The 21,901-nt window shown below is 69.2% G+C and carries 24 protein-coding genes; 17 read left to right on the plus strand and 7 right to left on the minus strand.

Going from position 1 to position 21,901, the window contains the following annotated elements; genetic code table 11:
* The first annotated feature begins 45 nt into the window (after nt 1-45).
* The 7 genes from CFN78_RS13185 (at nt 46) to pknB (ending at nt 9,891) form a co-directional block, all read left to right on the plus strand.
* Entirely contained in the window at nt 46-1,356 is a 1,311-nt protein-coding gene (locus CFN78_RS13185) for a DUF3662 and FHA domain-containing protein (protein ID WP_094863068.1), read from the plus strand.
* 175 nt (nt 1,357-1,531) lie between these two features.
* A complete protein-coding gene (locus CFN78_RS13190) occupies nt 1,532-1,996 on the plus strand; it encodes an FHA domain-containing protein FhaB/FipA (RefSeq protein ID WP_094863069.1) in 465 nt (154 codons plus the stop codon).
* Nucleotides 1,993-3,408, plus strand: a complete 1,416-nt coding sequence (locus tag CFN78_RS13195) for a PP2C family protein-serine/threonine phosphatase (RefSeq protein WP_094863070.1) — start codon at nt 1,993-1,995, stop codon at nt 3,406-3,408. Before CFN78_RS13190 ends, CFN78_RS13195 begins: the two co-directional genes overlap by 4 nt.
* A complete protein-coding gene (locus CFN78_RS13200) occupies nt 3,408-4,895 on the plus strand; it encodes an FtsW/RodA/SpoVE family cell cycle protein (RefSeq protein WP_094863071.1) in 1,488 nt (495 codons plus the stop codon). Before CFN78_RS13195 ends, CFN78_RS13200 begins: the two co-directional genes overlap by 1 nt.
* Nucleotides 4,892-6,364: a peptidoglycan D,D-transpeptidase FtsI family protein gene (locus CFN78_RS13205; RefSeq protein ID WP_094863072.1), complete on the plus strand. Its 1,473-nt coding sequence runs from the start codon at nt 4,892-4,894 to the stop codon at nt 6,362-6,364. The genes CFN78_RS13200 and CFN78_RS13205 overlap by 4 nt, the downstream gene beginning before the upstream one ends.
* 4 nt (nt 6,365-6,368) lie before the next feature.
* Nucleotides 6,369-7,772, plus strand: coding sequence for a protein kinase domain-containing protein (locus CFN78_RS13210; protein WP_240519433.1), 1,404 nt, complete (start codon nt 6,369-6,371; stop codon nt 7,770-7,772).
* Between the two features lie 115 nt (nt 7,773-7,887).
* Nucleotides 7,888-9,891, plus strand: coding sequence for a Stk1 family PASTA domain-containing Ser/Thr kinase (pknB, locus tag CFN78_RS13215; RefSeq protein WP_094863073.1), 2,004 nt, complete (start codon nt 7,888-7,890; stop codon nt 9,889-9,891).
* Nucleotides 9,892-9,964: 73 nt separating this feature from the next.
* Here pknB and CFN78_RS13220 read toward each other — a convergent pair whose 3' ends face one another.
* On the minus strand, nt 9,965-10,249 hold the full coding sequence (locus tag CFN78_RS13220; protein WP_094863074.1) for a hypothetical protein: 285 nt from the start codon (nt 10,247-10,249) through the stop codon (nt 9,965-9,967).
* A gap of 53 nt (nt 10,250-10,302) precedes the next feature.
* Here CFN78_RS13220 and CFN78_RS13225 point away from each other — a divergent pair, with 53 nt between their 5' ends.
* Together CFN78_RS13225 and CFN78_RS13230 are read left to right on the plus strand one after the other, a co-directional pair.
* The gene (locus CFN78_RS13225) at nt 10,303-11,169 is read left to right on the plus strand and encodes a helix-turn-helix domain-containing protein (protein ID WP_094863075.1); all 867 of its coding nucleotides are present in this window, start codon (nt 10,303-10,305) and stop codon (nt 11,167-11,169) included.
* A gap of 23 nt (nt 11,170-11,192) precedes the next feature.
* Nucleotides 11,193-11,450, plus strand: a complete 258-nt coding sequence (locus CFN78_RS13230; protein ID WP_094863076.1) for a DUF397 domain-containing protein — start codon at nt 11,193-11,195, stop codon at nt 11,448-11,450.
* 269 nt (nt 11,451-11,719) lie between these two features.
* On the opposite strand, the gene CFN78_RS13235 is transcribed toward CFN78_RS13230, so the two are convergent.
* Nucleotides 11,720-12,190 carry an ArsI/CadI family heavy metal resistance metalloenzyme gene (locus CFN78_RS13235; protein WP_094863077.1) on the minus strand — a complete coding sequence of 157 codons (471 nt, stop codon included), beginning with the start codon at nt 12,188-12,190 and terminating at the stop codon, nt 11,720-11,722.
* Between the two features lie 83 nt (nt 12,191-12,273).
* On the opposite strand from CFN78_RS13235, the gene CFN78_RS13240 reads away from it, so the two are divergent.
* The 4 genes from CFN78_RS13240 to CFN78_RS13255 all read left to right on the plus strand — a co-directional run bounded on the left by CFN78_RS13240 (nt 12,274) and on the right by CFN78_RS13255 (nt 14,971).
* Nucleotides 12,274-12,639: an ArsR/SmtB family transcription factor gene (locus CFN78_RS13240; protein WP_094863078.1), complete on the plus strand. Its 366-nt coding sequence runs from the start codon at nt 12,274-12,276 to the stop codon at nt 12,637-12,639.
* Nucleotides 12,636-13,724, plus strand: a complete 1,089-nt coding sequence (gene arsB, locus CFN78_RS13245) for an ACR3 family arsenite efflux transporter (RefSeq protein WP_094863079.1) — start codon at nt 12,636-12,638, stop codon at nt 13,722-13,724. Before CFN78_RS13240 ends, arsB begins: the two co-directional genes overlap by 4 nt.
* 113 nt (nt 13,725-13,837) lie before the next feature.
* Nucleotides 13,838-14,191, plus strand: coding sequence for an arsenate reductase/protein-tyrosine-phosphatase family protein (locus tag CFN78_RS13250; RefSeq protein ID WP_240519446.1), 354 nt, complete (start codon nt 13,838-13,840; stop codon nt 14,189-14,191).
* 126 nt (nt 14,192-14,317) lie between these two features.
* A complete protein-coding gene (locus tag CFN78_RS13255; protein ID WP_094863081.1) occupies nt 14,318-14,971 on the plus strand; it encodes a TetR/AcrR family transcriptional regulator in 654 nt (217 codons plus the stop codon).
* A 22-nt stretch (nt 14,972-14,993) separates the two neighbouring features.
* Here CFN78_RS13255 and CFN78_RS13260 read toward each other — a convergent pair whose 3' ends face one another.
* Both CFN78_RS13260 and CFN78_RS13265 read right to left on the minus strand, forming a co-directional pair.
* Complete coding sequence (locus CFN78_RS13260) at nt 14,994-16,268, minus strand: M14 family metallopeptidase (RefSeq protein WP_094863082.1); 1,275 nt, start codon at nt 16,266-16,268, stop codon at nt 14,994-14,996.
* Nucleotides 16,269-16,448: 180 nt separating this feature from the next.
* Nucleotides 16,449-17,021 carry a hypothetical protein gene (locus CFN78_RS13265; RefSeq protein WP_094863083.1) on the minus strand — a complete coding sequence of 191 codons (573 nt, stop codon included), beginning with the start codon at nt 17,019-17,021 and terminating at the stop codon, nt 16,449-16,451.
* A 166-nt stretch (nt 17,022-17,187) separates the two neighbouring features.
* Between CFN78_RS13265 and CFN78_RS13270 the strand changes: the two genes are divergently transcribed.
* Both CFN78_RS13270 and CFN78_RS13275 read left to right on the plus strand, forming a co-directional pair.
* Nucleotides 17,188-17,718: a DUF2020 domain-containing protein gene (locus CFN78_RS13270; RefSeq protein WP_094863084.1), complete on the plus strand. Its 531-nt coding sequence runs from the start codon at nt 17,188-17,190 to the stop codon at nt 17,716-17,718.
* Between the two features lie 169 nt (nt 17,719-17,887).
* A complete protein-coding gene (locus CFN78_RS13275; protein WP_094863085.1) occupies nt 17,888-18,340 on the plus strand; it encodes a DUF6918 family protein in 453 nt (150 codons plus the stop codon).
* Nucleotides 18,341-18,431: 91 nt separating this feature from the next.
* Here CFN78_RS13275 and CFN78_RS13280 read toward each other — a convergent pair whose 3' ends face one another.
* Nucleotides 18,432-19,259: a hypothetical protein gene (locus CFN78_RS13280; RefSeq protein ID WP_094863086.1), complete on the minus strand. Its 828-nt coding sequence runs from the start codon at nt 19,257-19,259 to the stop codon at nt 18,432-18,434.
* A gap of 157 nt (nt 19,260-19,416) precedes the next feature.
* Here CFN78_RS13280 and CFN78_RS13285 point away from each other — a divergent pair, with 157 nt between their 5' ends.
* Nucleotides 19,417-19,974, plus strand: a complete 558-nt coding sequence (locus CFN78_RS13285) for a peptidylprolyl isomerase (RefSeq protein WP_094863087.1) — start codon at nt 19,417-19,419, stop codon at nt 19,972-19,974.
* 34 nt (nt 19,975-20,008) lie between these two features.
* Nucleotides 20,009-20,971: a rhomboid family intramembrane serine protease gene (locus CFN78_RS13290; RefSeq protein WP_094863088.1), complete on the plus strand. Its 963-nt coding sequence runs from the start codon at nt 20,009-20,011 to the stop codon at nt 20,969-20,971.
* Nucleotides 20,972-20,982: 11 nt separating this feature from the next.
* Here the strand turns inward: CFN78_RS13290 and CFN78_RS13295 are convergent, their stop codons facing one another.
* A complete protein-coding gene (locus CFN78_RS13295) occupies nt 20,983-21,396 on the minus strand; it encodes a PH domain-containing protein (protein ID WP_094863089.1) in 414 nt (137 codons plus the stop codon).
* A 108-nt stretch (nt 21,397-21,504) separates the two neighbouring features.
* The gene (gene crgA / locus CFN78_RS13300; protein ID WP_094863090.1) at nt 21,505-21,771 is read right to left on the minus strand and encodes a cell division protein CrgA; all 267 of its coding nucleotides are present in this window, start codon (nt 21,769-21,771) and stop codon (nt 21,505-21,507) included.
* Between the last annotated feature and the right edge of the window lie 130 nt (nt 21,772-21,901).

Raw genomic sequence — 21,901 nt, forward strand, 5'->3', positions numbered from 1 at the left:
CGATCGGGTCTCGAAGTACACGCGCGAGAGGAGGAGTTGTCCCGCATGGGTCGAGCAAAGCGCTTTGACCGGCGCCTCGAGGACCTCGTGGGCAACACTTTCGCGCGCATGTTCGGTGGCAACGTCGTCACACAGGAAGTGGCGCAGGCCCTGGAGCGAGAGAGTGAGGACCATGTTCGTGAGCTCGCCGGTGGCCGGCTGCTCGCGCCCAATCACTACATCGTCTCGTTGGGCGCGGCGGACCACGACCGAATGGCGGGCGACGAACAGCGTGTCACCCAGGTGCTCGCCGGCGCGGTGGCCGAACACCTCGCCGAGCACGGATGGGACACCTATGGTGACGTCGTAGTTTCGCTCGAGCGCAACGAGGCGCTGCATACTGGACAGTTCAAGACCCGCTCGTCCGTCGATCCCGACGTCAAACCCAACGACGCCGGTAGCTCAGGACGGTCAGCACGACCCAGCGACGCAGGAGACCGAGCAATGAGCCAGCCAGGCGGTTACGGCCAATACGACCAGGGCGACCCCTACGGCCAGGGGCAGTACGGCTACGGCGGACAGCCGGGCTACGACCAGGGCGGCTACGGCCAGCCCCCCGCACCCGGCGGCTACGACCAGGGCGGCTACGGCGGACAGCCCGGTCACGACCAGGGCGGTTACGGCGGGCAGCCCGGCTACGACCAGGGTGGTTACGGCGGGCAGCCCGGCTACGACCAAGGCGGCTACGGCCAGCCCCCCGCACCCGGCGGCTACGACCAGGGCGGCTACGGCGGACAGCCCGGCTACGACCAAGGCGGCTACGGCCAGCCCCCCGCACCCGGCGGCTACGACCAAGGTGGCTACGGCGGACAGCCCGGCTACGACCAAGGCGGGTACGACCAGGGTGGTTACGGCGGGCAGCCCGGCTACGACCAGGGCGGCTACGGCCAGCCCCCGGTACCCGGCGGCTACGACCAGGGCGGCTACGCCCCGCCCAACTCGGGCGGCTTCCCGCAGCAGGCCCCGCCGGACCCGTACGGCCAGCAGGGCGGCTACGCCCCGCCCGCCGCGCCGGGCGGCAACCGTCAGCTCGCGGCCAGCCTCCAGCTCGACGACGGCTCGAACCGTTCGTACTCGCTGAAGCAGGGCGGCAACGTGGTCGGCCGCGGACAGGACGCCGACTTCCGGCTCCCGGACACCGGCGTCTCGCGTCGTCACCTGGAGATCACCTGGGACGGCCAGAGCGCGACTCTCGCCGACATCGGCTCAACGAACGGCACGACCGTCAACGGCACCCCGGTGCAGACGTGGCAGCTCGCCGACGGCGACGTCATCCGCGTCGGCCACTCCTCCCTGGTGTTCCGCACCCAGGGCTGAGACCGGGAGAAATCGGCAACTCGGCTCCGCCGGCTGGGTGCAACCCCGCGAGTCGGACCCGCCATCCGGGGGTCCGACTTCGACGACGACGGGGTGTCCCGCAGAATTACCCGCGGGGACCCGCGGCAAGCCGAACGTCGTGGGTCGCGAAACTAGGCGGGAGCTGACACAACAAGTGCCAGAGCTGGTCGTTCAACTGACCAGAGCGGGATTCCTCATCCTGCTCTGGCTGTTCGTGCTGGCCGCCCTCCGGGTGGTGCGCTCGGATCTCTACGCCGCGTCCGGTCTCCGGGTGGCGATGCCCTCGCTGCGCCGTGGCAAGGAGAAGAAGCAGCGCGGCAACAGCAAGATGCCGCGCCAGCTCATCGTCACCCACGGCGCGCTGGCGGGAACCCGCATCGCGCTGGACGGACGGCCCATCCTGATCGGCAGGGCGGACGACTCGACGCTGGTGCTGGACGACGATTACGCCTCCACCCGGCACGCCCGGGTGTCGCTGCGTGGCGAGGATTGGTACGTGGAAGATCTGGGCTCGACCAACGGCACGTATCTTGATCGGGCTAAGGTCACTGCACCTCTCCGAGTCCCACTCGGGGTCCCCATCCGTATCGGCAAGACGGTGATCGAGCTGCGCCCATGACTCTCGTCCTTCGCTACGCCGCCCGCAGCGACCGGGGCCTGGTGCGATCGAGCAACCAGGACTCCGTGTACGCCGGGCCACGCCTGCTCGCCCTCGCCGACGGCATGGGCGGCCACGCCGCCGGTGAGGTGGCCAGCAAGGTCGTCATCGCCTCGCTCGCGCCGCTCGACGACGACGAGCCCGGTGACGACCTGCTCTCCCAGCTCCGTGAGGCGGTCGGCCACGGCAACGCGGCCATCTCCGAACTCGTCGCGGGCGACCCGGATCTGGACGGCATGGGCACCACGCTCACCGCCGTCCTGTTCTCCGGCTCCCGGCTGGGCCTGGTGCACGTCGGCGACTCCCGTGCGTACATGTACCGCGGCTCCCAGTTCACCCAGATCACCCGCGACGACAGCTTCGTCAACGAGCTGCTCGAACAGGGCCGGATCACCGAGGAGGAAGCGGCGGTCCACCCGCAGCGTTCGCTCCTGCTCAAGGCACTGACCGGGCACGAGGTGGAGCCGAGCCTGACGGTCCGCGAGGCCCGTTCCGGCGACCGCTACCTGCTCTGCTCGGACGGCCTCTCCGGCATGGTCAGCGACGAGACGCTGGCCGAGGCGATCCAGATCCCGGACCCGCAGGACTGCGCGGACCGGATGATCGAGCTGGCGCTCAAGGGCGGCGGCACGGACAACGTCACGGTCATCATCGCCGACGTCGTCGACGTCGACTTCGGTGACGACGCGCCGATCGTGGGCGGGGCCGCCGGCGACGGCAGCGACGAGCACACTCCCCAGGGCGATTCGCCCGCGGCCCGCGCCCGAGCGTTGACGGCTCCCCAGCCGCAGCCGCCGCGCATGGAACCCGCGGAGCCTCCACCCGACCCAAAAGCTAAGCGCCGCAAGCGGATCCGTTGGCTCGTCGGGCTCGGGCTGGCCATCATCCTGCTGGCTGCGGCGGCGATCACCGCCCGGTACGTCGTGCTGAGCAACTACTACGTCGGTGAGGGGCCGGACCAGGAGGTCGTGGTCTTCCAGGGCGTGTCCGGCAGCGCGCTGGGCTTCGCGCTACAGCGCGAGGCCGAGGGCTCCTGTGCGCCCGGCCAGCAGCTCTGCGAGCCACTGCGGCTGACCGACCTTCGTCAGGACGCGCGCACCACCGTCGCCAACGGCGTGCAGCGCGAGGACCTCGCCGACTCACGCGAGTACATCGCCCTGCTGCGCAGGGAGATGACGCTCGAACTCTGCCCGGAGCCCGCGCCCGCCCCGCAGCCCGAGCCCTCGCCCGCGCCGGGTGGCGGGCTCGTCGGCGGCGTCGGTCAGCAGCCGGAGCCGACACCGCCCGCCCCGACCACCTCGGCCGAGCAGCCTCAGCAGGGCGGGCAGCCGGGGGTGGACTGCCGCCCGAGGCCGACCTCCGGGGGACGCTGATGGGGCAACCGGTCACGGACCCATCGGCCGCGCAGTACGCCACCAGCCCGCCCCGGCAGCTACCCACCCGCCGGGGTACCGAACTCGTGCTGCTGGCGTTCGCCGCGGTCATCGTCACGGGCGCGCTGGTGCTCGTGGAAGCCAACCAGGAGCAGGAGCTCAGCCTCTCGATCCTGTGGCTCGGCCTGGCTTTCCTCGGCCTGTTCGCGGGCGCGCACATGGCGGTACGCCGGTGGGCCCCGTACGCGGATCCGCTGATCCTGCCGCTGGTGGCCCTGCTCAACGGGCTCGGGCTGGTGATGATCCACCGGATCGACCTGGCGCTGGCGGAGAAGGCGACGCAGAACAACGACGACTACTCCGCCGAGGTCGGCAAGCAGGTCGTGTTCACCGCACTGGCGCTCGTGCTGTTCCTCGCGGTGCTGATCGTGGTCAAGGACCACCGGACGCTCACCCGCTACGGCTACACCGCCGGGCTGATCGGCATCGTCGCGCTGGCGTTGCCTGCCGTGCTGCCGTCCTCGATCTCCGAGGTGAACGGCGCCAAGGTGTGGATCAAGATGGGCGTCGCGTCCATCCAGCCGGGTGAGTTCGCGAAGATCCTGCTGATGATCTTCTTCGCATCGTTCCTGGTGTCGAAACGGGATCTGTTCATGGCGGCGGGCAAGCGCGTCGCCGGTATCGAGCTGCCCCGTGCCCGCGACCTCGGACCGATCCTGATCGCCGCGGGCGCCTGCCTCGGCATCCTGGTGTTCGAGAAGGACCTGGGTACCTCGCTGCTGTTCTTCGGCGTGGTGCTGGTGATGCTCTACGTCGCCACCGAACGGATCATCTGGGTGGTCCTCGGCGTCGGCATGTTCCTGGTCGGCTGCCTGATCGCGTTCAAGCTGTTCACGCACGTCCAGCAGCGTGTCGCCAACTGGATGGACCCGCTGGAGACGTACTCCGATCCGGGCGGTGGTTACCAGATCGCGCAGGGGCTGTTCGGCCTCGGCACGGGCGGGGTCGGCGGTACCGGGCTGGGCGCGGGGCGTCCGGAGATGGTGCCCGCGTCCAATACGGACTTCATCACCGCGGCGATCGGCGAGGAGCTGGGCTTCATCGGCCTGACCGCGCTGCTGATGATCTACCTGCTGCTGGCGATGCGCGGGATGCGCAGCGCGCTGGCCGTGCGCGACACCTTCGGCAAGCTGCTCGGCGGCGGGCTGTCCTTCGCGATCATCATGCAGGTCTTCGTGATCGTCGGCGGGGTCACCAAGCTGATCCCGATGACGGGTATCACCACGCCGTTCCTGTCCTACGGCGGTTCCTCGCTGCTGGCCAACTACATCCTGGTGGCTCTGCTGCTGCGCATCTCCGACGCGGCCCGCCGTCCGCAGGCGCCCGCGAAACCCCGGCAACAACCGCAGGCGCCGATCGCCGACGCGCACACGGTGATGGTGCAGCGGCCCAGCGGCTCGACCGGCTCAGGGGAGGCGGCCCGATGAACACACCACTGCGCAAGGTCGGCGTCGCGATGCTCGCGATGGTGCTGCTGTTGCTCGTCAACGCCACCTACATCCAGGTGGTCAAGGCGGACGACTACCGCACCGACGGCCGCAACCAGCGGGTGCTGCTGGAGGAGTACGCGCGTCAGCGCGGCCAGATCGTCACCCAGGACAGCGGGCAGGTGCTGGCGGGCGTGGAGCCGGTCGATGACCGGCTCAAGTTCCAGCGGACGTACCTCAACGGCCCCGCGTACGCGCCCGTCACCGGCTACTACTCGGTGCGGTACGGCGCGGGCGGTATCGAGCGCGCCGAGGACGAGGTGCTCAACGGTTCCGATCCGCGGCTGTTCGTCCGCAGGCTCTCCGAGATGGTCACCGGCCGCGATCCGCGTGGCGGGAACGTCCGGCTGACGGTGAAGCCGGCCGCCCAGGAGACGGCGTACGAGCAGATGTCCAGCCGCGGTTACCGGGGCGCCGTGGTGGCTCTCGATCCGAAGACCGGGGAGATCCTGGCGATGGTGTCGACGCCCTCGTACGACCCGAGCCAGCTCGCCTCGCACGTCGCCGCCGACCAGGAAGAGGCCTGGACGCGGTACAACGAGGACGAGAACAAGCCGATGCTGAACCGGGCGATCTCCGAGACGTATCCGCCGGGGTCGACGTTCAAGCTGGTCACCGCCGCGGCCGCGCTGGAGGACGGCGCGACCCCGGACACAGCGGTGAACCCGGCGCCGAACGTGCGACTGCCCGGCGCGGGCAACACGACGCTGGAGAACTTCAACGGCAATCCCTGCCCGGGCAGCACCCTGCGGGACGCGCTGGCGAACTCGTGCAACGTGCCGTTCGCGGAGCTGTCCGGCAGCCTCGGCGCGGACAAGATGAACGAGACGGCCGCGAACTTCGGTATCGGCCAGGACGACCTGACGGTCCCGTTGCGGGTGGCGCAGTCCGGGCTGGGCGAGATGGCGGGCAAGCCGCAGCTCTATCAGACCGGTATCGGTCAGCGGGACGTCCGGCTGACGCCCCTGCAGGACGCGCTGCTGGCGGCGACCGTCGCCAACGGCGGGGTCGCGATGAAGCCGAACCTGGTGAAGTCGCTGCTGGCGCCGGACCTGTCGACGATCTCCGACGTCTCCCCCGAGGAACTGACCGGCGATCCCGCGCTGTCCAAGGCGAACGCCGACATCCTGCGCGACATGATGCTGGCCTCCGAGGACAACACGAAGGGGGCAGGCAAGCGCCCGGACCTGAAGATCGCCTCGAAGACCGGTACGGCCGAGCACGGCAGCGACCCGAAGAGCACCCCGCCGCACGCCTGGTACACGGCGTTCGCCCCGGCGGAGGACCCGAAGGTCGCGGTGGCGGTCATCGTCGAGTCCGGTGGTAACCGCGGGCTCGCGGCGACCGGTGGCACGGTCGCGGCCGAGATCGCCAGGTCCACCATCGACGCCGCACTCGGAGGTGGGTAGCGCGATGCTGTCCACCGGTCAGCTCCTCGCCGAGCGGTACCGCCTCTCCGGGCGGATCGCGGTCGGCGGGATGGGCGAGGTCTGGGAGGCCAACGACACCCGCCTCGACCGCACCGTCGCCGTCAAGGTGCTCAAGGCCGAGCTGTCCGACGACGCGGAGTTCCTGCACCGCTTCCGCACCGAGGCGCGGACCACGGCCTCGCTGAATCACCCGAACATCGCCGGCGTGCACGACTACGGCGAGACGACGGCCGGCGAGCACTCGATCGCCTACCTGGTGATGGAGCTGGTCGAGGGCGAGCCGCTGGCCGGGATCCTGGCGCGCGAGCACCGGATCCACTACTCGAAGATGCTCGACATCCTGGAGCAGGCCGGTTACGCGCTGGAGGCGGCGCACGAGCGGGGGCTGGTCCACCGCGACGTCAAGCCGGGCAACATCCTGGTGACCGCGGCCGGGAAGGTGAAGCTGACCGACTTCGGTATCGCGAAGGCGGCGGACGCGGCCCCGGTCACCCGCAACGGCATGGTGATGGGGACGGCGCACTACATCGCGCCGGAGCAGGCCCTCGGTCACGACGCCGAGCCGACCAGCGACGTCTACTCGCTCGCGGTCTGCGGTTACGAATGTCTCACCGGCTACCGGCCGTTCCTCTCGGAGAACGCGGTGACGGTCGCGATGATGCACATCCGCGACCTGCCGCCGCCGCTGCCCGCGGACGTCCCACCAGGGCCGAGGGCGCTGATCGAGGCGACGCTGGTGAAGGATCCGCGGCAGCGGTACGCGACCGGCGGGGAGTTCGCCCGCGCGGTGGCCGCGGTCCGTGCGGGGCTGCCGCTTCCGGCGCCGTCCGGTCTGGCCGCCTATGCTCCCGCACCGGCGCACACGATGGCGATGGCGCCGGTGGGCCCGGCCTCGCGTCCGACGATGCAGCCGGTGTCACCGCAGCACGGGCCGCACACCGGCGTGGGTCCGCTGCCGCAGCAGAAACGCGGTCACACTGGCATCTGGGTCACGGTCGCCCTGGTCGCGGTGGGCCTGATCGTCACGGCGGCGATCCTGTTGCCCCGGCTCGTCGGGTCGGACGAGGACCCGGCACCGGGCGGGGCGACCCCTACGCCCACCGCCCCGGACAACGGTGGCGGGCCGGCCGGGGAGCTGCCGCCCGACGAGCAGGAACCGCCGGTGGTGGAACAACCGGAGCAGCCACCTCCGGGGGAACGACCGTCTCGCCCGGCACAGCCGACCGGTCGCCCGACCGATCGGACGCCCCAGCCGGAGGAAACGCGGGAAACGCCGGACACACAGGACAACGCGCCGGGTGGCTTCGCGCGTTCACCTGAAGACGACGGTGAACGGGGCATGATGGACACCTTGGACGGAACGGAACGGAACGGCACGGACCAGTGAGCGACGAGCACCGCAGCGACCTGTTCCACCTGGCGAAACACGCCTGCGTACTGAACGCTTTTGCAGCCCGATTCGCCCGCGGGGCGGCCGATGTGAGGAACGAGCGAGGACGTCGATGAGCGCCCCCCGACTGCTGTCCAACCGCTACGAGCTGGGCGACACGCTCGGCTATGGCGGCATGTCCGAGGTACACCACGGCCACGACGTCCGGCTCGGGCGTGAGGTGGCCATCAAGGTGCTGCGCGCCGATCTGGCGCGCGATCCGCAGTTCCTCGAACGGTTCCGCCGTGAGGCGCAGAACGCGGCCGCCCTGAACCACCCGGCGATCGTCGCCGTGTACGACACCGGTGAGACGCAGACGGAGAACGGTCCGCTGCCCTACATCGTGATGGAGTTCGTGCAGGGCCAGACGCTGCGCGACATCGTCAAGACCGAGGGCCCGCTGACCGAGAAGCGCGCGATGGAGGTCATGGCCGACGTCTGTGCGGCGCTGGACTTCTCGCACCGGCACGGCATCGTGCACCGCGACGTGAAGCCGGCGAACGTGATGATCACCAAGACCGGCGCGGTCAAGGTGATGGACTTCGGTATCGCCAGGGCGATCCACGACGGTCAGTCCGCGATGACGCAGACGGCCGCCGTCATCGGAACCGCCCAGTACCTCTCGCCGGAGCAGGCGCGCGGCGAGACCGTGGACGCGCGCAGTGACGTCTACGCCGCCGGGTGCGTGCTGTACGAACTGGTCACCGGGGAGCCGCCGTTCACCGGTGACTCGCCGGTCGCGGTGGCGTACCAGCACGTCCGGGAGGATCCGCACGCCCCGTCGACGGTGAACCCCGTCGTCTCCTCGGAGCTGGACGCGGTGGTGCTCAAGGCGCTGTCGAAGGGCCCGGCGAACCGCTACCAGTCGTCCGCGGAGATGCGTTCCGACCTGGTGCGCACGCTGTCCGGTCAGCGTCCGGCAGCGCCGATGGTGATGTCGGACGACGAGCGCACCCAGGTGATGGACGACCGTCGCCGATCCAGTGCCTACGACGCCTACGACGACTACGACGGCCCCGATCCGGACGAGGAGGACGCGCGCAAACGCAAGCGCCGCAACCGGATCCTGATCGCGCTCGCCGTGGTGGGCGTGCTGGCCATCGCGGGCATCATGTGGCGGACCGGCGTGTTCGACAGCAACGCGCCCGAGCCGAGGGCGATCCCTGCCGTGCAGGGCCAGACCTACGAGCAGGCCGAGCAGACGCTGCGCAACGCCGGGTTCCAGTCGATCGCCAGGGCGGACGTCCCGTGCGCCCCGCTTCCCGACGCGCCGCCGCCGTGCGAGGCCGACCAGATCGACAAGACGCTGGGCACCGACCCGGCTCCCGGTGGCGGTCTGTTCCCGCCGGATCAGCGGATCGTGGTCCAGGTGGGTGCCTCGCCGGAGGACGTGGGCGTGCCGAACCTGGCGGGCAAGACCACCGATGAGGCGAAGGCGGAACTCGCCCGTGTGGGGCTGCTGCTCGGCCAGGTCGAGGAGCGCGACGTCGAGGACACCGAGCAGTACGGCAAGGTGCTCGCCGAGCAGGGTCAGGACCCGCCCTCCGGGATCAACATCAAGCGGGGCAGCAAGATCTCGATCGTCGTCGGCAAGACCAAGGACATGGTCACCGTGAACGACTATTCGGGACGCCCTTATGCCGAGGCGAAGGCGGGCCTGGAGGGTGCCGGGTTCAACGTCGAGCGGACGGACAGAGACTCGGATCAGCCCGCGGACACGGTGATCTCGCAGAAGCCGAACGGCGCGCAGCTTCCCGAGGGCAGCACGGTGACCCTTGAGGTGTCGAACGGTTCCAAGGAGCAGATCCAGCTCCCGCGCCTTGAGGGCAAGACCGAGGAGGAGGCGCGGGCCGCGCTGCGGGACGCGGGCTGGCAGGGCGAGCTGAGCGTGCAGCCGGACCCGGACGCGGACAGGGACGACGAGGGCAAGGTGACCAAGTCCAACCCGGTGGCCGGTTCGCAGATCACCAAGGATCAGGCGATCTCGATCCTGGTCGGCAAGAGCGATTCGCCCTCGGGGACGCCGACGGAGACCTCGACGTCCCGGCCGGGTGGTTTCCCGCTGCCCGGTCCGTAACCGCCGTTCCTCGTTGACGGGGCGTCGTGCATCGCGCACGGCGCCCCGTTGTCGTGTCACCGGGCGGGCCGTCCTACCGGTCGAGCCATTTCAGCTCGACGTCGCCGACGATGGACTGGGTGCGGAACAGGCGTTCCGCCGTGTCGCCGGTGTGGATGCTGCGGCTGCCGCACTTGCGGAAGACGGCGCCGTCGTCGTTGGCGAACTCCATGCCCCAGCCGAGTACCAGTTCGTCCGGCTCCTGCTTCTCCGTGCCGTAGATGGCGAAGAGTCGCGGTTTCAGGTCCTCGGCGGCGTTCGCCAGCATCGACCGCAGCGGCTCAGCGGGGGTCTCGAAGTCTTTCTCGTTCTCATCCATCCGGGGACCATAGCGAGAAACTTTCTCTCCTGGCAACTGCTAGAGTCTCCGGAATGGACATTCCATCCGATCCGGAGCTGTTGAAGACCCAGTTGGGTATCGAGTTGCGCAGGCTCCGCGAGGAGGCCGGGTTCACCGCGCTCGAAGCGTGCAAGGCCATCGAGGCGCAGACCCCGAAGCTGTCCAAGCTGGAGAACGGCAACCAGACGGCCGATCCGGACGATATCGCCAAGCTGGCGGATTTCTACCGCGCGACACCGGAGCAGAAGGAGTACCTGGTCTCGCTGGCCGACGCGCAGCCCAAGCGCCGTCGCCGCCGCCGCTCGGCGCAGCGGGACGCGGTGCCGGACTGGTTCCGCCGCTTCCTTGCCCTGGAATGGGACGCCACGGAAATCCGCACGTACCAGATCGACATGATTCCCGGCCTGTTGCAGACCGAGGGGTACGCGCGGTCGACCATCGTGGCCTGGGAACCGGAGGCGGACGAGCGGCTGATCGAGAAACAGGTGGCCACCCGAATGGACCGCCAGGTGGTGCTCAAGCGCACCGGTCGCCCGTCACTCCGCCTGGAAGCGGTGATCAGCGAGGCGGCGCTGCGCCGGATCCAGGGCAGCAAGGCCATCATGCGCGCGCAGCTCAAGCACCTCATCGCAGCCTCGAAGCGGCCCAACATCACCATCCGGGTACTGCCTTTCGACGTGCCGGATCGCATCACCACCCCGGCAGCTTTCGAGTTGTTCCGCCTGGCAGAGCAGAACTTCTCCACCGTGTACCTGGAGGACCTGTTCGGCGCGACCTACCTCAAGGAGCCCGAGGAGTTCACCCAGTACAGCGTCGTTTTCGGCCGCCTACGGGGTGACGCCCTGTCCCCGGAGGACTCCCGCGAGTTCCTCGATAAACTGGCGCGGTCCTACACCTAGACCGCCACCTGAAGGGGTGTGCCATGACTGCCCCGGACTTCACCGGCTCCACCTGGATCAAGAGCAGCTACAGCGGCGGCAACGGCGGAAGCTGCGTCGAGATCGCGTTCACCGGCTGGCGCAAGAGCAGCCACAGCGGCGGCAACGGCGGCGAGTGCGTCGAGGTAGGCCACGCCGAGGACGCCGCGTACGTGGGCGTCCGCGACACCAAGGACCGCTCCGGCGGGCACCTCGCCGTACCCGCCCCCGCCTGGCGGGCGTTCCTGCGCGCCGTCCGCTGAGCCGCCGTGAGCACGAGGTCCCGCCTCGTGCTCACGGCCCGCGTGCTTCGCCTTCACCGGCCGACCGTCGTCGCCGAGTTGCAGGACGGCGTTCCCAGGCAGCTCGGGGACTCCCGGAGGCCGCACCGGTGGTCGATGTCGCCGAGGCGCGGGCGCCCCGGACGTTCCCCTCGAAAGCCTCGTGGTCCTGGACGAACCCCGGACAGCGTCGGCCCGCGCCCGCGTACGCCCAATGGTTGCCGGCGACCACAGGTAGCCCGCCGATGTCCTCAGGCGTCGCGAGCGGCGGGCCGAGCTTCCTCGCCGGTCGCGGCGACGGGCGTGCAGCAGGCAGCGGCAGCCACGACGGCCGGGCTGTTCTGCCCGAACGAGGCCGAGTCATCCTTCACGGTGTAGACCTCCCACGGCTCCCGACCGGGACCGTGCACCCAGACCTTGTCCTGCACGGCATAGCAGCAGGTCGTGCCGTTCTCCTGCAAGGTCTTCATGCCGTCACCGGTCAGGCGTTCGGCCGCGGCGTCGACCTGCTCGGTGGATTCGACTTCGACGCCGAGGTGGTCCATCACCGTGGCCTGGCCCGGCTCGCCTTCGAGCAGGACCAGCTTGAGCGCGGGCTCGGCGATGGCAAAGTTCGCGTAGCCGGGGCGGCGCTTGGCCGGCTGGGTGTCGAACAGCTTCGAGTAGAACCCGATCGAGCCTTCGAGGTCACCGACGCGGAGGGCGAGCTGAACACGGGACATGGACGGGCTCCTTAAGTAGACGTTCATCTAAACAAGACGTGCTCAGGTTGCCCGCCTGAATAGACATCTGTCAACATAAACACATGTCGAAGCAATCGTTGTCGATGGCGATGGACGCCTGCTGCTCCCCGCTGGCCCGCGAACCCCTCTCGGAGCCGCAGGCCGTGGAACTGTCGAAGGTGTTCAAGGCCATCTCCGACCCGATCCGGCTGCGTCTGCTCTCGCTGATCGCTTCCCACGAGGGCGGCGAGGCATGCGTGTGCGACCTGACCGATGCCTTCGACGTCACCGGCCCCACGATCTCGCACCACCTCAAGGTGCTGCGGGAGTCCGGCCTGATCGACGGCGAACGACGCGGAACCTGGGTGTATTACCGCGTGCATCCCGGGGTGCTCGCGCGACTGTCCGCGGTGCTGGTTCCGGCCGGCTCCACGACGGTGCCCGCATGAGCGTCACCGAAGACGCCGGCCGGCCCGGTGTGGTCGGCAAGCTCTCGACCCTGGACCGGTTCCTGCCGGTCTGGATCGCCGCCGCGATGATCATCGGCCTGCTCGGCGGCCGCCTGGTCCCGGGCCTGGACACCGCGCTGAACGCGGTCGAGATCGACGGGATCTCACTGCCGATCGCCATCGGGCTGCTGATCATGATGTACCCGGTGCTGGCGAAGGTCCGCTACGACCGGCTCGACACCGTCACCGGCGACCGCAAGCTCCTCTGGGCTTCGCTGGTCCTGAACTGGATCGTCGGCCCCGCGCTGATGTTCGCGCTGGCCTGGCTGCTGCTGCCGGACCTGCCCGAGTACCGGACCGGGCTGATCATCGTCGGCCTGGCGCGCTGTATCGCAATGGTGATCATCTGGAACGACCTCGCCTGCGGTGACCGTGAGGCCGCCGCCGTGCTGGTGGCGCTCAACTCGGTGTTCCAGGTCGTCATGTTCGGTGTGCTCGGCTGGTTCTACCTGTCCGTGCTGCCCGGCTGGCTCGGTCTCGCGCAGACCGATCTGGCCGTGTCCGGGTGGCAGATCGCGAAGAGCGTCCTCATCTTCCTCGGAATCCCTCTGGTGGCGGGGTTTCTGACCCGCCGTCTCGGGGAGAGGGCCAGGGGCCGCGAGTGGTACGAGACGAGGTTCCTGCCCCGGATCGGGCCCGCCGCGCTCTACGGACTGCTGTTCACCATCGTGGTTCTCTTTGCCCTGCAAGGAGATCAGATCACCAGCCGTCCCGGTGACGTGGTCCGGATCGCGGTGCCGCTGCTGGTGTACTTCGCGATCATGTGGGGCGGCGGCTACGCCTTCGGCAAGGCGCTCGGCCTGAACTACGAACGCACCACGACGCTCGCGTTCACCGCGGCGGGCAACAACTTCGAACTCGCCATCGCGGTCGCCATCGCGACGTTCGGCGCCACCAGCGGCCAGGCCCTCGCCGGCGTCGTCGGCCCGCTCATCGAGGTGCCGGTACTGGTCGGGCTCGTGTACGTCTCGCTCGCCCTGCGCCGCCGCTTCGGCTCCGCCACCCCACACGGGAACCGGCCATGACCGTGCCCCGACACCACGACGAAGGCAGCCCCGATAGCGCCGTCGCCGCGAGCGAAGCAGCCACCGTGCCCGAGGTGCTGTTCGTCTGCGTGCACAACGCCGGCCGCTCCCAGATGGCCGCCGCGCTGCTCGACCGGCACGCCCGAGGCCGCGTCGTCGTCCGATCCGCCGGGTCCGCGCCCGCCGCCTCGATCAATCCCGCTGTCGTGGCCGCCATGGCCGAACTCGGCCTCGACCTGACCCAGGAGTTCCCCAAGCCGCTGACCACCGAAGCCGTGCGGTCCTCCGACGTCGTGATCACCATGGGCTGCGGCGACGCCTGCCCGGTCTTCCCCGGCAAGCGCTACCTCGACTGGCAGCTCGACGACCCCGCCGGCCACGGCATCGACGCGGTCCGGCCGATTCGCGACGAGATCGACCGCCGGGTCCGAGCGCTGCTCGCCGAACTCTCGCACCGCACGGGCTGAGTACGTCCGGGTACCTCCGATCCGCGTTTTGTCCCGTCGTGTCCGACCTTGTGCGCTGGCTTCCGGGCGTACGGCTGGGCACGATACGACGATGATCCGCACCAACGACGGTCAGCCGGGCCGCGCATGATCACCGAGGACGAAGCGCCCGGTGACGAGGAGACCGCCGAGACGCGGCCGACCAGCGAGCGTCTCATCGCCGAGGGCCTGCGGCTGTTCGCCGAACGGGGGTTCCGCGCGACGACGGTCGGCGAGATCGAGGCGGCTGCCGGCCTGCAACCACGTCGCGGCGCGCTCTACCGCCACTTCCCGACCAAGGACGCACTGCTGGAGGCGGCCGTGCGCAGGCATCTGGAAGCCGTGCGCGACGGAAGGGACCGCTTCGTCGAGCTGCCGGTCGGCGACGTCCGCTCGGAAGCGCTCGCACTGGGCCGGTTCATGCTGGACGAGCTGGCCGCCGAACGGCTGATCATCGACATCCTGGAACGCGAGGGCGATCGGATCGCCGCCCTGCGGGACCTGTTCCGCGAGCGCGTCTCGGACGGGGCCTACCTGGCGATGGCGGAACTGCTGCGCCGCTGGTCCGGACCGCACCTGCGACCCGGGGTGGACCTGGAGGCGACGGCGGTGCTGACACTCGGGTCGCTGGTGAACTTCTACCGCTCCACCGTCACCCTCGGCGCACGCCCGCTGCGGATCGACGTGGAACGGATGCTCTCGGCGTGGTCGGAATACATCGCGGCCCTGGTCGATGGCTTGTGCCACCGGCCAGGGCCGTGATGGTTCGTGCTTCCGGCGCCGGTCAGGCGGCGTTCTGGATGAGGATGTCGACGGCCGCGTCGTTGCGGCTCGTCTGCTCCTCGATGACGCTGGCCGGCGGGTAGAACCCGTCCACGCCACCCTGACCCGGGTACATCTCGAAGGTGTAGCTCAGGATCTTCTGCGAGCCCCACATCCAGCCGTTCGAGTCACCGTCGGTGATGTACAGGCCGCTCGACTGCATCGGCGTGTAGTCGTTGGTGCCCGCCATCTCCTTGCCGATGGTCTCGAAGCGGTCGTACTCCTCCTGGGTCATGTCCTCGGTGACCGTCTCGTCGGTGTGGCCGAACGGCCAGAGGACGAGCTCGGAGTAGGTGTGGAAGTCGATGTGCGCCTTGATCTGCTGCGCACCGTTGACGTTGCGGGAGAGCACGAAGTCGGACAGCGCCTTGGTCTCCGGCGCGGAGAAGCCCGCCGTGCCGCGGTAGGTCTCGCCGCCCGGGTCGGTGTCCGAACCGTCGCAGCAACCCCACTTGTAGTCCCAGTTGCGGTTCAGGTCGGTGCCCTCACCGTCCCGGTTCTTCCGCCACATCTTGTACTCGCCGCCCTCGATGTCGTACATCGCGCCATCGGGATTGACCATCGGGACGACCCAGATTTCCTTGCCGTCGACCATTTCCTTGACCTTGGCGTCGGTCTCGTAGCCGTCGGTCAGCCGCGAGACGACGCGCATGCACATCTCGGTGGTGAGGTGCTCGCGGGCGTGCTGGTTGCAGTTGAACAGCACCTCCGGCTCGTCCTCGTCCGTGCCCGCGTTGTCGCTGATCTTGATCATGTTGAGGTCGCGGCCCTCGACGGACTTGCCGATGCTCGACACGGCCGCGAGGTCGGGATGGTCGGTCGCGGCCTTCTCCAGCTCGGCGTTGACCTCGTCGTAGGTGTGGTATGCCTCGTCGCCCGCGGGGAACTCGTCCGCCTTGGCCGCCGCCTTGCCGCCGTTGCGGCTGTTGCGCTCGGCGAGCTGCTTGTCCAGGTCACCGATCTGGGTCGGGGCGATGCCCGCGGCGCGCAGTTCGTCGAGCTGCTGCGGGGTCGCCACGAACTCCGTCGCGCCGCCACGCTGGCCGAGCACGTCGACGCCACCGGCCTCGATGGCGTTGCGCTGGGCCTTGTCCGCCTGCACCGAGTAGATGCCGCGCGCGGGGGCAGCGGCCTGGTCGCCGGTCTGGGCACCGGCGGGGACGGACGTGGCGGTGGCGAGGACTGCGAGCCCCACCGCCGCCACCAAACCCGTCCAGGTGCGACGCTTGGTGAACATATCGCCTCCGAATGGTCACTAAAAGTTGTGTATTCAGCGTGTTCTGTGCGCGGGGAGCCCACAACCCACCGTTCGTCGGGAAGTCACACCGGCTTTTCCCAGCATGTCAATCGTCAACCCTTCCAAAGTACGGTGACGATATCCGCGTAAACAGGGACAGCTCGCAATCGGCGCAAGGCCCTAAAGCGAAAACCCTCGCGGCGGTGGCATTCCCGGCGGTGGCGTTCCCGGCCCTCGCTGCCAGGCCTGCCAGCGGAGCTGCTCGTACACCTCGGCGGGCTCCGGGAAGGCGAAGTGCGTGCGCGCGTTGATCGACCCCTGCATCGCGGCACCCCAGAACCGCGAACCACGGAACATGTGCACCTGCCCGGCACCGACGTCGACGGCCACCATCCGCGTCTCGGCGGCGAGCTGATTGCCGGGCTTCGCCATCGCCGCGGCCGCACCGTCGGGAAGCACCCGGTTGCCGACCAGCCCGGCGATCACCACCGACGAGGCCGTCCAGCCGACGGTGCCGACGACGTTCGCGCGAGCGTGCTGCGTGGCGTGCCCGGTGAACTGGTGCAGCGTCGAGGCGTTCACCTCGGGCCACGGCGCGGCGAAAACGCAGTAGTTGATGGTGGACATCATCACGGACTCGGTGAACAGCCCGACCAGTGCCGTTACCGGGCCGAACGGGACGCCGTACACCCGGCCGCCGGTCCGCTGCACGCGTTCGGCGACGACGCCGAGGTACTGCTCGGGGGTGAGCACGTGCCCTCCTTCGACCTGCCGATCCAGCGCCCGTCATCGTCGCACGCCCGCATCGCGGGATACCCCGTCCTTGCCGCGCCAGCCGTACGAGACGACCGGCGCACGGCCGCATCGCGGGATACTCCGGTCGGGTGCGGGACAGGCGATCTGGTTGACTGACCGCGCTATGCGACGAGTCCTCCTGACGATCGCGGCCGCGACCCTGCTGGCCGGGTGCTCCCAGCCGCAGCCCGCCGAGCCGCAGGGGTCCACGCCCGCCCCGGAACCCAGCACCTCCGCCGCGCCGGAGTTGCCGCCCGAGCCGGAGCCCACGGCATCCGGACCGTGCCCGTACCTGGACGAGGCGTTCGTCGCCGACGCCAACGGCCAGATGGTGTCGAAGGTCCAGACCTCCGCCGACACCCCGCATCCGGCGTGCTTCTTCTACACCCTCGGCGGCAAACTCCAGCTCACCGTCCGCGTGTACAGCGGCGATCCGGCCGTGGCGACGGCGCTGGTCGACCAGGCCGCCCCGGTGGACACCTCGAACCCGGCGAACGAGCCGGCCGGCTGGAAGGGCGGCTACCAGGCCGTCGAGTCCGGGTCGGTGTACGCCGTGGCCAAGGAGGGCAACGCCGTGCTGGTGACCGGTAACCAGGAGCAGAGCATCAAGGCACGCACCGTGGCCACGCAGGCGATCGCCGGTCTCGGCTTCTGATCGCGCGCGGAGGTTCCCGCCTGGTGAAAGCGAAATTCGGCTTGTACTACCCTGGGCCCTCTCGCACACAAGTGCCGCACACAGCGGCCGAGACTGTGCGGTCTCGCGCATTGCGCGCGGCTCCCGGTTTAACCCCCTGGTAGCTCGATGTGAAGAAGGATAGGAATTCGTGGCTGACACCCTCAAGGCAATCCTGCTCGACTCCACCCGCCGTCCCGCGGTGGTCACGGACCTGCAGACGCTGATCGACGAAGAGGTCTCGGACAAGAGCGGCGTCTCCGGCGCCGTCATCAAGACCGGCTACGCGGCCGTGAAGAAGATCAAGCCCGGCATCATCCAGTCTGCGGTGGACAGCCTCCTGGACGAGTTCGTCACCGCGCTCGAGCCGTTCTGGGCCGACCACCGCGCCAAGGGCGGCAACGACTTCGGCGCCTACCTCACCAGCCGTAGCGACGAGGCCGCCGACGCGCTGCTCGGTGTCACCGACAGCCACGCCGAGAAGAGCAGCCGGGACAGCATCAAGAAGGTCTACGGCAAGCTCCGCCCGAACGGCAAGAAGAACGTCGAGGAGGCCCTCCCCCGCCTCGGCAAGCTGATCGACAAGCACGCCGCCACCGCCTGAGGCGTAGCGACAGCAAGCGAAAGGGCCGAGGCGGAGCAACCGCCTCGGCCCTTTGGCGTAACGGCCCCTGTGCGGGGCCACACCGTTTCGGCTAGTTCTTCTTCTCCGAACTCGGCTTGTTCGACGGCTGCGAACCGTTCTGCGGCACCTTCGGCGCGTCACCCGCGGCGTGCTTGCCGGGCGTGGGCTTCGGCGCGGCCGGAGCGTCCCCCGCCGGGGAACCCTTCGTACCAGCGGCACCCGCGGGCGGGCTGACCACCGAAGGCGGTGCCGTCTTCGCCGCGTCGGTCTTCGCCGGCTCCGGGGCCCGCGGCGGCGCGGGGGCGACGGGCGGCTCCGGCTTCTGGCGCAGCACCGCTGCCGCACCGGCGGCCACGGCTGCCAGACCGATGATCCACGGCCAGCGACGGCTCTTCTTCTCGCCCTTCGCGGCCACCTTCGCGTCGAGCACGGCGGCACGGAAGTCCTTCTTCGCGGACTTGAACTCCTTGCGCCCCTTGCGCTTCGACTCGCCCGCGGCCTTGGCCGCACGGATCGCGGCCTTCTTCGCCCTGCGGCCGGGCTTGCGCAGCTCCTCGAGCCGCTCCAGCGCCTCGCGACGGGCCGCGCCGCCGCTCTTGGCCAGTTCCTTGCGCGTCTTCTTCGCCTTGCGGGCGACCTTCTTCCGGCTGCCCTTGGTGCTCTTGGCTGCCTCCTTGCGGGCGTTCAGCGCTTCCTTCCGCGCGTTCTCGGCCGTACCGGCCAGCGCCTCGCCGAGCTGGCCCGGCGCCAGTCCGCGCTCGCCCAGCTTCTTCTCCGCGGCCTGAGCGGCACCGACGGTAGCTTCGGCACCCGCCTTGCCCGCCTCGACAGCGCGGCGGCGGAGGCCGACCAAGCCGGTCTTGACCGACTCACCCACCGAATCTGCGGCCCGAGTCATGGCCTTCACCTCGTCAATCGTTTGTTTCCGTTGAAGTTGTCGACCGCTGCGGTCCACTACGTCCACAGGGTTCCCACACGAGTCGTCCTCGACACGTTTCTACCTCGTGCAATGCCTATCGTGCCCCTTAACGGCCGATTTCGCTGTAGATGGCACGATGAGTCGCGTGACCGAAAGCAACGAATCCCCTGTTGGTGGCTCGCTGAAGGCGACCCTGCACACCAACCAGGGCGCGATCAACCTCATCCTGTTCCCCGACCACGCGCCGAAGACCGTCGCGAACTTCACCGGTCTGGCCGACGGCAGCAAGGAGTACACGCAGCCCAACGCGAAGGGCGAGAAGTCCGGACCGTTCTACGACGGCTCGATCTTTCACCGGGTCATCGACGGCTTCATGCTGCAGGCCGGCGACCCGACCGGCACCGGCCGCGGTGGCCCCGGCTACAAGTTCGGCGACGAGTTCCACCCGGAGCTCCAGTTCAACAAGCCGTACCTGCTGGCCATGGCGAACGCGGGCCCCGGCACCAACGGCTCGCAGTTCTTCATCACGGTCGCGCCGACCACCCACCTGAACTTCAAGCACACGATCTTCGGTGAGGTCGCGGACCAGGAGTCGCGGACCGTCGTCGACGCCATCGGCCGTACGGCCACCGGCCCGGCGGACAAGCCGCTGGACGACATCGTCATCGAGCGCGTGGAGATCACCAAGGGCTGATGGACGGACCGGCTGCCGGTATCTTGGAGGAATCGTGACTCAACCTCCGTTTCCTCCGCCGCCCGAGCAGCCGACCGGACCTCAGTACCAGCAGGCCGCACCGGCCTGCTGGTGGCATCCGAACCGGCAGACCGGCCTGCGGTGTACTCGCTGCGACCGGCCTGCCTGTCCGGACTGCCTCCGCGAGGCGTCGGTGGGCTACCAGTGTATCGACTGCGTGCAGACCGGCCAGGCCCAGCAGCGCTCGGCGAACAAGCAGTACCGCAGCTCGGGCTTCGGCCGGCGCACGGTCGCGGGCGCGATCGCGCCGAAAACCGCGATCGTCACGCCGATCCTGATCGCGATCAACGTGCTCGTCTACGGCCTCACCGCCGTCCAGTCGGGCAACCCGATGGAGAACCAGACCTCGGCGTTCTTCGAGAGCGGCGTGCTCTGGCCGTACGCCATCAGCGGGGACGGCGACTGGTTACGCCTGCTCACCTCCGGGTTCCTGCACTACGGGCTGATCCACCTGGCGATGAACATGCTCGCCCTGTGGGTCCTCGGCCGGGATCTGGAGATCCTGCTGGGGCGGGTCCGCTTCATCGCCGTCTACGCGATCTCCCTGCTGGGCGGCAGCGCGGCGGTGTTCGCCTTCGGCGAGCCCAACACCGGCACCGCGGGAGCCTCCGGAGCGATCTACGGGCTGATGGGCGCCATGGCGATCGCCGTCTTCCGGTTGAAGCTCAACCCGGCGGGCGCGCTCGGCATCATCGGCATCAACGTCGTCCTGAGCATCACGATCCCGGGGATCTCGCTGCTCGGCCACTTCGGCGGGCTGGTGCTCGGCGGGCTGGCGATGGCGGCGATGGTCTACTCGCCGGAGAAGGGCCGCAACGGCTGGCAGGCGGGCACGGTCGCCTTCCTCGCCGTGGCCGTGGCCGGCCTGGTGATCTTCCGGGACGTCCAGCTCACCCAGCAGATCTGCGACCAGTTCGGCTTCTGCGCCCGCGTCTGAGAGCCGCGGGTTCAGGCGCGGAAGGCGCCCAGCACGTCGAGTACGTCGTGCGGGTCGGCGCCCAGCTCGATCCAGCCGAGGACGAGCAACAGGTCGCCGTGTTCGATCTCCAGCGTCGGCGTCTCCCTGCCGAGCCGCCGGGTACGCACCAGCCGGACGCGGGTCTGCGTCCAGGCGAGCCGCTGGGTGCCGCTCAGCGTGCGGACGGCGATGCCCTCGGCGTTCGCGGTGAGCTTGGGCCGCAGCACGGTCCCGTACGCCGAGAGCGCCGCGAACAGCAGCGCGCCGACGCCGAACAGCACCATCCCGCCCCGGTCACCGGCCAGCCCGGTGAAGACGGCCGCGGTCGCCGTGACCGCGGCCAGCAGCCAGCCGATGACGAGCAGGGCGGGTTTCGGAGACCAGCTCGCAGAAGGGTTATCCACAGGGGTTATCCACACTGGGGACTAGTCACACCGGTGTAATTCGGCGTCAATCGGCTGAATGGGCCAATTTTGGTGAACATCGGGTTGCTCACGGTGTAATTGCGTCCGTCAGCGCCACTTCATCGTCATCAGCAGGCCGGAGATCATCAGCGCGAAACCGATCGCGAAGTTCCAGTTACCGAGTTCGGTCATCAGCGGGATCTTGTCGCCCGCGATGTAGTTCACGACGAGCCAGACGAGTCCGAGCAGCATCAGCCCGAACATCACACCCTTGTAGAGCGGGTGCGACGGTCCCGCCGCGCGCACCTTGACCGGCGAGCGGCGATCTGTCGGCGGCGTGTACGCCGTCTTCTTGCGGACCTTGGACTTGGGCATCGGAGTCCTCGCGTGTTCGTTCTGCTGTCGTTCGTACAGCCGGGCCGTTCGTTCCCGCCGGATCGGTCTTCGGTGATCGGTCAGCGGGCTGACGCTCGGCCGGGTTGCGCAACCAGCGCCATCTGAACAC

The sequence above is a fragment of the Amycolatopsis antarctica genome (genome assembly GCF_002262875.1).
Classification (GTDB): domain Bacteria; phylum Actinomycetota; class Actinomycetes; order Mycobacteriales; family Pseudonocardiaceae; genus Amycolatopsis; species Amycolatopsis antarctica.